Origin of the sequence: Enterobacter sp. E12 (assembly GCF_014596715.2) — a bacterium.
GTDB classification, from domain to species: domain Bacteria; phylum Pseudomonadota; class Gammaproteobacteria; order Enterobacterales; family Enterobacteriaceae; genus Enterobacter; species Enterobacter bugandensis.
Genome location: NZ_CP115601.1, coordinates 3,135,068 through 3,147,373 on the forward strand (window position 1 = coordinate 3,135,068; position 12,306 = coordinate 3,147,373).

Below are 12,306 nucleotides of genomic sequence, written 5' to 3' on the forward strand. Positions count from 1 at the left end.
TGCTGTAAAGAAGTGTCGCGTCACTTTATTCCGGGGTATAGCCGTAGTTGTAATGGCTATAACCCGAGTGGTAATAGAACGCAGCGGATTTCACAATATCATTGAGAATCGCGCCTTCAACCTGGACGCCCATCTGCTGCAGACGCTTCCGACAGTTTTCGATCTCTTTGACGCTGGTTTTACCGAAACGGGCAACCAGCAATGTGGTTGCCGCGGCTCTGGCGACGAGTAACGCATCCGTTACGGCCAGCACCGGTGGCGTGTCAACAATCACGATGTCGTACTCTTTGTCTATTCGCGACATTACCGTCTGGAAGCGCTCATTCATGAGCAGCTCGACAGGATGTGAAGGCTGAGGCCCACAGGTCAAGACATCAAAGCCACCTTTCTCGGAGCGTTGAATCGCATCCTGCCACTCTACGCTTCCCCCCAGCACGCCGGACAAGCCATGCTGGTTGTTCAGTTTGAAAATATTGTGAACATATCCCTTGCGCATATCCGCATCAATAAACAGTACCCGTTGACCTGCCTGAGCGGCAATCGACGCCAGCGAGGTGCTCACCAAAGTCTTTCCGCAGTCCTGCGAAGGGCCTGAAATCACCACTATCCGATTAACGGCATTCATCATGGTAAAATGCAGACTGGTGCGTAACCCGCGCACCGCCTCGACAAATATATCCGCCGGACGGTCAACGGGCGGGAAAGGTACGTTTGACGTCCTGTGCTTCCAGTGGGAAGCAAACAGCGTCCTTCTGCGTAAATGCGTTTTTTTCCATAGCCACACTGAACGCGGGAGCGTAGCCAGAAGAGGCATTCCCTGCGCTTCCAGCTGTTCAGACGAGGTGATGCCCCGTTTAAACGCAGAGCGCACCAACACCGTTCCTGCCGAGAGCATCAATCCCACCAGCATACCGAACACAATGATAATCACTTTGTGCGGTTTGACGGGTCCAGGCTGCGTTACTGCAGGGTCAATGATCCGCACGTTTCCGATGGCGCTGGAGCGCGAGATATTCAGCTCCTGCTGACGCGTCAGCAGCTGCAGATAGATGGTGCGCCCGGACTCAACGTCACGGCTTAAACGCAAAATTTCCTGCTGTGTAGAAGGCATGGATGAGACACGGTTATTCAGACGCGTACGTTCCTGCTCCAGGGTCTGTTTTTTTTCCCGTAATGCGCGGTAGGTTGGGTGATCCTTTTTGAAAAGCTGAGAAACTTCTGCTTCGCGGAACGTCAGCTCGTTAAGCTGATTTTCCACATTAACAACCTGATCGAGAACCGTCTTCGCCTCAAGGGATAGATCGACAGAATCGCGCTGCTCTCTGTAGGCGTTCAGTCGTGCTTCGGCTTCATCCAGTTCGCGCCTGATTTTAGGTAATTGGTCCTGTAAAAACGTCAGGCTGCGGGTATCTTTAGCTTCCTGGCGCGCAATATTCTGGCTGAGATAATTTTCAGCAATGGTATTGAGCACCACGGCGATCTTGTCAGGGTCCTCGCCCGTCAGCGTTAAGGTAATAATTCCGCTCTGCTTCGCCGACTCAGAAACAATGAGTCGGCGCTGAAGGGCGTTAATTGCTTCAAGCTTTGTGACGGTTTTGAGGGCAAACCGGGTGCCTGGTGCCGCACTGAGCGAGGTGACAAGCAGCGTTACTCCGTCTTTAACCAGCGTCTTCCCAACAACGCCATCAGCCTCAAGCGTTTTTCCTTCGAGGTGATACCGGCCCTGCTCCTGAACGGTCAGTAAAAGTTCCTGTGGCTTGTCTTCCAGAAGAGGAAGGGTAAGCGCGCCAATTGTCAGTTCACCGGCTTTACGCCCTCGTTCCAGCAGCGGCCCAATGACGGGCAGAACACACCGTTTGACGCTGTACGTTAGCCCCAGTTTATCAACGGTCTCTCCCAGAATCATCCGCGACTTGAGCAGCAAGAGTTCGGGCGCGACATCAGGTGAAAGATCGGTACCAAACTGGCTTAAGCTTTTGAGCAACGAGTTGTCCTGCTTCGCTTCTATCTGCACAAGGGCATCAGCCTGATAGATCGGTGTGACGCTATACGCATAGATCCCGGCGCATACGGTGAACAGGAGCGTGATGCACGCTATCATTACCCGATGATCAAACATCTCAGCCAGCAGCTGAATGAGATCAATTTCATTATCATGCGGTGTCGCAGCACCAAATTTGTCTGATTTATGAGACGACATTACTGCTTCATTCCTTGTTGACGCAAACGACGAGCCCATTCCTGACTGGCTTTTCCTAACTGCTCGAAAACATATTCGAAGGCTTCCCGGCTTTTGCGATACGGGTCGGGAATGTCCTTAGTTTCCAGCCACTGACCAAACAACAGCGATTTCCCCCGATTCTCCGGCGCCACTGAGGCAATAAAACGGAGATGCTCTGGCTCCATCACCAGAATCAAATCGGATTTTTGTAACAGAAAACGTGTGACCTTACGCGCCACGTGACCTTCCAGCGAAACGCCATGACGTAAGGCGACTGACTTTGCAGTCGCATCCGCCGGGCGTCCTTCAAGCCCGAAAATACCTGCCGAGGTCACCTGCGCGTCGGGTAGCTGCTGGCGCAACAGCCGCTCACCAATCGGTGAACGGCAAATATTGCCGGTGCAAACCACGAGAATTGAATTGAACATTATTGCGGCCACGATCTGATGTAACGGACGGTTTCGGTCAGGTCATGTACGCCACTGATGGTGGGTACCAGCTGGGCGATAACACGATTCCAGCGTGAAAGCGGTGCCGTCGTGACATAGACAATGTCGTACGGTTCCAGCTCGAATTCTGTGCTCAGCACCATGGCTGAGGCATCTTCCGCATTGAGTTGATAGATGTTGGCGATTTTGTCTTTCTCGCCTTTTCGTGAAACCGGGCGAATAACAAAAATCCCGGTTGCATCGGCCATATTCTGGTTCAGCCCGCCTGCATTCCCCAGGGCTTCGGCCAGCGTCATGCCGCTACGATCCATCTTAAGGGTGCTCTGTTTAACCACCTCGCCCATCACAAACACTTTCAGCGCGTCGTTCCGGGGAACAAACAGGATATCGCCCGGATAAAGCAGCTTATTTTGGGTTAAATCGCCATGTTGCATCAGAGCATAGAGGGAAAGGCGCGAGTCCTGGCCATCATGCGTGAGCACGACGTTACGCCAGTCGGCATCCGCAGAGAGACCGCCCGCGGCGTTCACCGCATCCATTACCGTCAATGGAATATTGGTTATTGGCTGCTGGCCCGATTTCTCAACCTCTCCGGTGATATAGGCTTTTTGAGAACGGAAGGAGGCAACGCTGACGTCCACCTGAGGGCTCTCAATGACCTCATCCAGCCGCGCGGTGATCTCCTCACGTACCTGTGAAACCGTTTTGCCCGCCACTTTCAGCTTGCCGACGTAGGGGTAGAAAAGCGTACCATCGGCGTTAACCCAGTTACCCGCGTCGCTCGCGCTACGGTACTGCCCTGCGGGCGTCGTGAGTTCAGGGTGATCCCAGACGGTGACCGTCAAAATGTCCCCTGAGCCAATGCGGTATTCCCAGTTTTTGAGCTGCTCATCCAGAGTAGGATTTGCCTGAGATTTAGAAACGGGTGGGCGCAGTTTTTCAATCAATCCAGGGGTTAAAGGAAAAACTTCCACGCGTTTGTCCAGCGGATCGTTAATTTCCTCACCGGTAGTGACTTTTTTCCCGGAAAGACTTAAGTTCTGGCCTGGTGAAAATACACATCCTGTTAGCTGGCTGAGAGTCAGAAAGGACAGTAAAAGAGCAGTTGTATTTTTCATTTATATAAAATGTTGATTTATCGTTGCGCTGGGTAGTTAACTCGCAAAAGAAAGTAAGCAAACCATTGAAATATAGTTATTTATTATTTCACCGTGATACTGTAAAACACACGTTCGCTGTCGTTTAAAAAGTTAAAAAACAGCGCACAACTGCGCAAGAAAACGGAGAGTAATAATACTTTATGCGCCGCGATATTAAATGTTATCCCTTACGAAAGCATTTGCTTAACGGTGCTATTTTGACGTATAAACTTATTTTCAGAATAGATTAATAAAATAATAAAAATAACAAATATTCCGCACAATCAACATTCACAGCAATGATGAACATCACCGTTATCGACTACCCAAACCCCTCCACTTTTGTTACATTTTTTATCAAACGCATCATGCTTTGATACTTAAAATAGACCGTCTGTCTTGTGCTGTGTGCCCTGCAGACGAAAGTCTCTGAAACAATATCACTGGAGAAAAAATGGCTAAGCGTAAATTGCTGCTTCTGGGTGTGTTACTGTCTCTGGCGGGCTCCGCGTTTTCTGCCCCGCAAACCGCCGCTGCGCCATCGGGCATCAAGGCCTATGAAGAACAAGAGTTCATCGCCGATTTCACGAAGTTTAAAATCGGCGATACGGCACCGGCGCAGTATCAAACGCCGGAGTACACCATTAAACAGTACCAGCTGCGTAACCTTCCGGCACCGGATGCCGGTACCCACTGGACCTACATGGGCGAAAACTACGTCCTGATTGGCGATGCAGATGGCAAAATCTACAAAGCCTACAATGGAGATATTTTCTATCATCGCTGATACGATCGTAATCCGTCCGTGGCAGGAGAGCGACCGCCCTTTCCTGCGTACGCTCTACCTCCACGCCCGGCGTGAAGCCTGGCCGTGGCTGGACAGTTCTGCGTGGCAGCTTGAAGATTTTGACGCGGCAACCCTGGACGAAGAGATTTGGGTGGCGGAGCAGGATGGGCACCGACTTGGCTTCGCCTCAGTCTGGACGAACGATAATTTTCTGCACAACCTGTTTGTCGACCCGCAGTATCAGAGCCTGGGCGTCGGACATGTGTTGCTTGAGCACGTACAGAAGACGTTTACCAGCACGGGCTCACTCAAGTGTCTGGTGAAAAATACGCGGGCTATTACGTTTTACCAGCGGCACGGCTGGCACATTGAGGCGACGGGGAATTCTCCTGAGGGAGAGTACTATCTTATGCATTACCGGCTTGGGTAAAGTCAGGTGGCGCTTCGCTTACCTGACCTACAAAATCGTATTTCGTAGGCCGGGTAAGGCGAAACCGCCACCCGGCAATCCAGTGCTGGGGGGTTACACCGCGCGGAAGGCGATTTCACCCGGGATCACTTCACCCTGCCAGTACAGCTGCGCCGCAACGCGCCCCGCCAGCTGGCGGTACATCTCAGCGAACTCGCTGTCTGGACGGCTGACGACCGTCGGCTTCCCGCTGTCCAGATCTTCACGCAAGGAAATATGCAGCGGCATCTGCCCCAGCAGCTGGGTGTGATACTGCGCTGCCAGTTTTTCCGCCCCACCCGTACCAAAGATAGGCTCATGGTGTCCGCAGTTGCTGCAGATGTGCATGCTCATGTTCTCGACGATGCCGAGCACCGGCACTTCCACTTTCTCGAACATCACGATGCCTTTTTTGGCGTCGATCAGCGCGATATCCTGCGGCGTGGTGACCACAACGGCCCCCGTTACCGGGATGTTCTGCGCCAGCGTCAGCTGAATGTCACCGGTGCCCGGCGGCATGTCCAGCACCAGATAATCCAGATCCGGCCACATCGTTTCCTGCAGCATCTGCAGCAGCGCTTTGCTGGCCATCGGGCCGCGCCAGACCATAGCGTTATCGTCGGTCACCAGGTAACCGATGGAGTTGGTCGCCAGACCGTGCGCCACGATCGGCGCCATATGCGTGCCGTCCGGCGAGGTTGGACGCTGATTTTCCGCACCCAGCATGTTTGGAATAGACGGACCGTAGATATCGGCATCCAGAATACCGACCTTTGCCCCTTCCGCCGCCAGCGCGAGCGCGAGGTTAACGGCGGTAGAGGATTTACCCACCCCACCCTTACCTGAACTCACGGCGATGATGTTTTTCACCCCGTTGACGCCCGGCTGATTTTTCACACGCTTCAGCGTGGCAATGCTGTGGCTCAGCTTCCAGTCAATCGCTTTCGCACCGCTAATGCGCAGCAGCTCGGCGCTGGTCTGCTCTTTCAGCGTATCAAAGGCGCTGGTCCAGACGAACGGCATCTGCACTTCAACGTGCAGCGTATCGTCCAGCCATGCGACGTGGTGCAACGCTTTCAGCGTAGTGAGGTTATGCTTCAGGGTTGGATGCTGAAAGTTAGCCAGCGTCCCGGCGACCATTGCTCGTAAGGCTTCCGGTGATTTGGCCTGGGATTGAGAACTCATCCCGACTCCTTTGTTCTTGTGAATAAGACCTTAGACAAACAAGTTTACCTGAAAGGCCGTGGTTTGTGCTTACTTAATAATGCCCCTTTTGGTAATATCGAAAACCCTTTTCACAGTTAAAAGAAGTAATGCCTACTATGACTCAAGTCGCGAAAAAAATTCTGGTAACGTGCGCCCTGCCGTACGCCAACGGCTCAATCCACCTCGGCCACATGCTGGAGCATATCCAGGCTGATGTCTGGGTCCGTTACCAGCGAATGCGCGGCCACGAGGTTAACTTCATCTGTGCGGACGATGCCCACGGCACGCCGATTATGCTGAAAGCGCAGCAGCTGGGGATTTCCCCGGAGCAGATGATTGCCGAAATGAGTCAGGAGCATCAGACCGATTTTGCTGGCTTTGACATCAGCTATGACAACTATCACTCCACGCACAGCGAAGAAAACCGCGAGCTGTCGGAGCTGATCTACACCCGTCTGAAAGAGAACGGTTTCATCAAAAACCGCACTATCTCTCAGCTGTACGATCCGGAAAAAGGCATGTTCCTGCCGGACCGTTTCGTCAAAGGCACCTGTCCAAAATGTAAATCCCCGGATCAGTACGGCGATAACTGCGAAGTCTGCGGCGCGACCTACAGCCCGACCGAACTGATTGAGCCCAAATCCGTGGTATCCGGCGCCACACCTGTGATGCGTGATTCCGAGCACTTCTTCTTCGACCTGCCGTCCTTCAGCGAAATGCTGCAGGCGTGGACCCGCAGTGGCGCGCTGCAGGAGCAGGTGGCGAACAAGATGCAGGAGTGGTTCGAATCCGGCCTGCAGCAGTGGGATATCTCCCGCGATGCGCCGTACTTTGGCTTCGAAATCCCGAATGCGCCGGGCAAATATTTCTACGTCTGGCTGGACGCGCCAATCGGCTACATGGGCTCCTTCAAGAACCTGTGCGACAAGCGGGGCGACACCGTCAGCTTCGACGAATACTGGAAGAAAGACTCTACCGCCGAGCTGTACCATTTCATCGGCAAAGACATCGTTTACTTCCACAGCCTGTTCTGGCCGGCCATGCTGGAAGGCAGCAACTTCCGCAAGCCGACCAACCTGTTCGTACACGGCTACGTCACGGTGAACGGCGCCAAGATGTCCAAGTCCCGCGGGACGTTCATCAAGGCCAGCACCTGGCTGAACCACTTCGACGCGGATAGCCTGCGCTACTACTACACCGCGAAGCTCTCTTCCCGCATCGACGATATCGACCTGAACCTGGAAGATTTCGTGCAGCGCGTGAACGCAGACATCGTCAACAAGGTGGTGAACCTGGCGTCCCGTAACGCGGGCTTTATCGCCAAGCGCTTTGACGGCGTAATGGCCGCTGAGCTGGCGGACCCTGCCCTGTACCAAACCTTCACCGACGCGGCAGCCACCATTGGCGAAGCCTGGGAAACGCGCGAGTTCGGTAAAGCAGTGCGTGAAATCATGGCGCTGGCTGACCTGGCTAACCGCTATGTGGACGAGCAGGCGCCGTGGGTTGTCGCTAAACAGGAAGGCCGCGATGCCGATCTGCAGGCCATCTGCTCCATGGGCATCAACCTGTTCCGCGTACTGATGACGTACCTGAAGCCAGTTCTGCCGCAGCTGGCAGCCCGCGCTGAAGCGTTCCTGAACACCGAACTGACCTGGGATGCAATGGCACAGCCGCTGCTCGGCCACAAGGTGAACACCTTTAAGGCGCTGTATAACCGCATCGAGATGAAGCAGGTTGAAGCGCTGGTCGAAGCCTCTAAAGAAGAGGTGAAAGCGGCTGCAGCACCGGTAACCGGCCCGCTGGCGGACGATCCGATTCAGGAAACCATCACTTTTGATGACTTTGCTAAAGTCGACCTGCGCGTGGCGCTGATTGAAAACGCAGAATTCGTGGAAGGCTCTGACAAGCTGCTGCGCCTGACGCTGGATCTCGGCGGCGAGAAGCGCAACGTCTTCTCCGGCATCCGTTCTGCCTACCCGGACCCGCAGGTGCTGATCGGCCGTCAAACCGTGATGGTCGCTAACCTGGCGCCGCGCAAAATGCGCTTCGGCATTTCCGAGGGGATGGTGATGGCAGCAGGCCCTGGCGGGAAGGATATCTTCCTGTTAAGCCCAGACGAAGGCGCGAAGCCGGGCCAGCAGGTGAAATAAAAAAAAAGCCGGAGATAATCTCCGGCTTTTTTATGGTTTCGGGTGATGCACCCGATGGGTCAGCCCGCGCAGGAAATTACGCAGAAACTGGTCGCCGCACTCGCGGTAATTTTTGTGGTCCGGCGCGCGCATCATGGCAGTGATTTCCGGCATCGACACGCGGTATTTCTGCTCGGTCATGATCGCCTGGATATCGTCCGTTTTCAACGAGAAGGCGATACGCAGCTTTTTCAGCACCGTGTTGTTGTTCACCCGACGCTCCAGCGCCAGCTCGGGCGCGGAGTCATCTTTTCCACGTTTATCGTAAATCAGCCCGTTCAGAAAACCCGACAGAATGATGTCCGGGCAGCGGACGAAGCCCTCTTCGTCCTCTTTGGTCATCCAGGTATCAAAATTTGCAGACGTGGATTCAATGTCGGACAGCGCAAGAATGCGCACCATGTCGTTATTGTTTGCTTTCAGGGTGTAGCGCAGGCTACGAAGAATATCGTTACTTAGCATAGAGCCTTCGAATGTCGATGATGCAATGGCGCGCAGTGTACCAGTTTTACAGGCCAATCGCCTCTTTCAAACTTTTCAGATAGCGGCGGCTGACGGGGACGGTCTGCCCGGCGCGCAGCACCAGCTCGGCCTGACCGTTATCTTCCAGACGGATCTCCTTCAGGTGTGCCATGTTCACCAGATACTGACGGTGACAGCGAATCAGCGGCGTACGGCTCTCCAGCGTGCGCAGGGTCAGCTCGGTAAACCCTTCGTTCCCTTCCGCGCTGGTGACAAACACCCCGCTCAGGCGGCTGCTGACAAACGCCACATCATCCATTTGCAGCAGATAAATCCGGCTGTGCCCGGTGCAAGGGATAAATTTCAGCGGCTGCTGGTTTTCCGGCAGCAGCGTAACGTCCTGGACGGTTCGCTCCTGGCGTAAGCGGGTGAGCGTTTTTTCCAGCCGCTTCTCTTCAATCGGCTTGAGTAAATAATCGAACGCGTGCTCCTCAAAAGCCTTAACGGCATATTCGTCGAACGCCGTCAGAAACACGATGTAGGGACGATGCGCCGGGTCGAGCATGCCGACCATCTCCAGCCCGCTGATGCGCGGCATCTGAATGTCGAGGAACAGCACGTCCGGGCGCAGCTTGTGCACCGCACCGATGGCCTCAATGGCGTTGGCGCACTCCCCCACAATCTCAATGTCTGGCTGCTCCTGCAGCAGAACGCGCAGGTTTTCCCGTGCCAGCGGCTCGTCATCCACAATCAGCACTCTTAACATGCGTTTTCCTCCAGCGGCAGTCGAACGGTAATACGGGTAAAACGGTCAGGCTCGCAGGCGACGGTAATGCCACAGTCGTCGCCAAAATGGGCGCGCAGACGTTTATCAACCAGGCTCATCCCTAATCCGCCCGAAGCGGAAGGCTGGTACAGCCCGGCGTTATCTTCAATATCCAGCACCAGATGGTGGTTAAAACGGCTGGCGGCAATGGTTATCTCCCCTCTCCCCAGCAGCTGCGAGGTACCGTGCTTGATGGCGTTCTCCACAATAGGCTGCAGGGTAAAGGCCGGAAGATGCTGATACGCCAGCTCGTCCGGAACGGAGAGCGACACCTGCAGGCGGGACTGAAACCGCGCCTGTTCAATTTGCAGATAGGCATTCACGTGCTCAATTTCATCGGCGAGGGTCACGATCTCTGACGGGCGCTTCAGGTTTTTACGGAAAAAGGTCGACAAAAACTGCACCAGCTGCGCGGCCTGATCGCTGTCGCGGCGAATCACCGCTTTGAGCGTGTTGAGGGCATTAAACAGGAAATGCGGATTGACCTGGGCATGCAGCAGCTTAATTTCAGACTGCGTCAGCAGGGCTTTCTGCCGTTCATACTGCCCGGCCAGAATTTGCGCGGAAAGAAGCTGGGCGATACCCTCCCCCAGCGTGCGGTTGATGGAGCTGAACAGACGGTTTTTCGCCTCATACAGCTTGATGGTGCCCATCACCCGCTGATTTTCCCCGCGCAGCGGAATGACGAGCGTGGAGCCCAGCTTGCACTGCGGATGCAGCGAGCAGCGGTAAGGCACTTCGTTACCGTCGGCATACACTACTTCGCCGGTTTCAATGGCGCGCAGCGTATAGGTCGACGAGATCGGTTTGCCCGGCAGGTGGTGATCGTCTCCGGTGCCGGTAAACGCCAGCAGCTTTTCGCGATCGGTAATGGCCACCGCGCCGATATCCAGCTCTTTATAGAGCACCTGCGCGACCTTCATGCTGTTCTCTTCGTTAAACCCCTGACGCAGGATCCCTTCGGTCGAGGCGGCAACCTTCAACGCCGTGGCGGAAAAGGCCGAGGTGTACTTCTCAAACATGGCGCGCTTGTCGAGCAGAATACGCATAAACAGCGCCGCGCCGACGGTGTTGGTCACCATCATCGGGGCGGCAATACTGCTGACCAGGTGCAGAGCATCCTCGAACGGGCGGGCAATCAGCAGAATGATCGCCATCTGCGCCATTTCAGCCACAAATGTGATGGCCCCGGCGGTAAGCGGGCTAAACACCTTGTCCGGGCGACCGCGCTTAATCATATAGCTGTGCACCAGGCCACCAAGCAGCCCTTCGACGATCGTCGAGATCATGCAGCTGAGCGCCGTCATCCCGCCCATGGAATAGCGATGCAGCCCACCGGTTAAACCGACAAGGCCACCGACGACCGGGCCGCCCAGCAGCCCGCCCATCACAGCGCCGATGGCACGCGTATTAGCAATAGAGTCTTCGATGTGGAGGCCGAAGTAGGTCCCCATGATGCAAAAAATAGAGAAGGTGACGTAGCAGAGCAGCTTGTGCGGCAGGCGTACGGTGACCTGCATCAGCGGAATGAAAAGACGCGTTTTGCTCATCAGCCAGGCAATGACCAGAAACACGCACATCTGCTGAAGCAACAGCAACACAAGGTTAAACTCGTACATACTCAAAACCGCACACGCTAAAAAACGCGTAACATACACGGATGCGGCTGAACTTTCTTTGAAGCGCCCCAAAAAAGCGTAAAATCGTGTCCGTTATCACATCTTTTTCTGCACATCGTGCATGGTTCGCATTATTTGTTTAAAAATTAATCAATTCTTCCTGGTTCGGCAAAGTGGGTCTACAGTTAAGCTGGGGACGCGTAAGCCAGGGGGCAAATATGGCGCTTTACACAATCGGTGAAGTGGCACTCCTTTGTGATATCAATCCCGTTACCCTACGGGCGTGGCAGCGACGGTATGGATTGCTCAAACCGCAGAGGACGGACGGTGGTCATCGCCTTTTCAACGATACCGATATCGACCGGATCCGTGAAATCAAAAGCTGGATCGACAACGGGGTGCAGGTCGGGAAAGTGAAGTCCCTGCTGAGCCACGACGACCCGGACACGCAACGCCTCTGGCGCGAGCAGCAGGAAACGCTGCTGCGGCTCCTGCAGGCCGGTAACCTGCAGCGACTGCGCGCCTGGATCAAAGAGCAGGGTCGCGATTATCCGGCGAAAACGCTTATCACCCATCTTTTCATTCCGCTCCGTCGGCGCCTGCAGTGCCAACAGTCTACCCTGCAGGCGCTGCTCAGCATGCTTGACGGGGTGCTGATCAACTATATTGCCGTCTGTCTTGCCTCGGCGAAGAACAAGGCAGGAAAAGATGCGCTGGTGGTCGGCTGGAACGTGCACGATACCACCCGTCTGTGGCTGGAAGCGTGGATCGCCACCCAAAAGGGCTGGCGCGTGGATGTCCTTGCGCACTCGCTGGGGCAGCTCAAACCCGAGTTTTTCGACGGCCAGACCCTGCTGGTCTGGTGTGGCGAAGTGCCGTCCGCCACGCAGCAACAGCTGCTGACGGAGTGGCGTGAGCATGGTTATCCGGTTTATTCCCTTGGCCCGGATGAGCCATAAC

11 protein-coding genes are annotated in these 12,306 nt (G+C 54.8%); 4 read left to right on the plus strand and 7 right to left on the minus strand.

What is annotated here, in order from left to right; all coding sequences use genetic code 11:
* Positions 1–25: 25 nt before the first annotated feature.
* The 3 genes from IB212_RS14935 to IB212_RS14945 are packed head-to-tail and all read right to left on the minus strand — an operon-like array spanning position 26 to position 3,788.
* Entirely contained in the window at positions 26–2,200 is a 2,175-nt protein-coding gene (locus IB212_RS14935; RefSeq protein ID WP_041909067.1) for a polysaccharide biosynthesis tyrosine autokinase, read from the minus strand.
* On the minus strand, positions 2,200–2,649 hold the full coding sequence (locus tag IB212_RS14940) for a protein-tyrosine-phosphatase (RefSeq protein ID WP_041909065.1): 450 nt from the start codon (positions 2,647–2,649) through the stop codon (positions 2,200–2,202). Before IB212_RS14940 ends, IB212_RS14935 begins: the two co-directional genes overlap by 1 nt.
* Positions 2,649–3,788 (minus strand): polysaccharide export protein, encoded by a 1,140-nt coding sequence (locus IB212_RS14945; RefSeq protein ID WP_028013832.1) that lies wholly within the window; start codon positions 3,786–3,788, stop codon positions 2,649–2,651. The genes IB212_RS14940 and IB212_RS14945 overlap by 1 nt, the downstream gene beginning before the upstream one ends.
* A gap of 475 nt (positions 3,789–4,263) precedes the next feature.
* On the opposite strand from IB212_RS14945, the gene IB212_RS14950 reads away from it, so the two are divergent.
* Both IB212_RS14950 and IB212_RS14955 read left to right on the plus strand, forming a co-directional pair.
* The gene (locus IB212_RS14950; RefSeq protein WP_008500887.1) at positions 4,264–4,596 is read left to right on the plus strand and encodes an RcnB family protein; all 333 of its coding nucleotides are present in this window, start codon (positions 4,264–4,266) and stop codon (positions 4,594–4,596) included.
* Positions 4,547–5,026, plus strand: a complete 480-nt coding sequence (locus tag IB212_RS14955) for a GNAT family N-acetyltransferase (protein WP_041911989.1) — start codon at positions 4,547–4,549, stop codon at positions 5,024–5,026. The genes IB212_RS14950 and IB212_RS14955 overlap by 50 nt, the downstream gene beginning before the upstream one ends.
* Positions 5,027–5,119: 93 nt before the next feature.
* Here the strand turns inward: IB212_RS14955 and apbC are convergent, their stop codons facing one another.
* A complete protein-coding gene (apbC, locus tag IB212_RS14960) occupies positions 5,120–6,229 on the minus strand; it encodes an iron-sulfur cluster carrier protein ApbC (RefSeq protein WP_188245676.1) in 1,110 nt (369 codons plus the stop codon).
* A gap of 137 nt (positions 6,230–6,366) precedes the next feature.
* On the opposite strand from apbC, the gene metG reads away from it, so the two are divergent.
* Entirely contained in the window at positions 6,367–8,400 is a 2,034-nt protein-coding gene (gene metG, locus IB212_RS14965; RefSeq protein WP_041909060.1) for a methionine--tRNA ligase, read from the plus strand.
* Between the two features lie 30 nt (positions 8,401–8,430).
* Here metG and IB212_RS14970 read toward each other — a convergent pair whose 3' ends face one another.
* The 3 genes from IB212_RS14970 to IB212_RS14980 are packed head-to-tail and all read right to left on the minus strand — an operon-like array spanning position 8,431 to position 11,346.
* On the minus strand, positions 8,431–8,901 hold the full coding sequence (locus IB212_RS14970; protein WP_041909058.1) for a DUF1456 family protein: 471 nt from the start codon (positions 8,899–8,901) through the stop codon (positions 8,431–8,433).
* 46 nt (positions 8,902–8,947) lie between these two features.
* Positions 8,948–9,667, minus strand: coding sequence for a two-component system response regulator BtsR (btsR, locus tag IB212_RS14975; protein ID WP_023312443.1), 720 nt, complete (start codon positions 9,665–9,667; stop codon positions 8,948–8,950).
* The gene (locus IB212_RS14980) at positions 9,661–11,346 is read right to left on the minus strand and encodes a sensor histidine kinase (protein ID WP_041909056.1); all 1,686 of its coding nucleotides are present in this window, start codon (positions 11,344–11,346) and stop codon (positions 9,661–9,663) included. The genes btsR and IB212_RS14980 overlap by 7 nt, the downstream gene beginning before the upstream one ends.
* A 218-nt stretch (positions 11,347–11,564) precedes the next feature.
* Here IB212_RS14980 and mlrA point away from each other — a divergent pair, with 218 nt between their 5' ends.
* The gene (gene mlrA, locus IB212_RS14985) at positions 11,565–12,305 is read left to right on the plus strand and encodes an HTH-type transcriptional regulator MlrA (RefSeq protein WP_041909054.1); all 741 of its coding nucleotides are present in this window, start codon (positions 11,565–11,567) and stop codon (positions 12,303–12,305) included.
* Position 12,306: the final 1 nt, after the last annotated feature.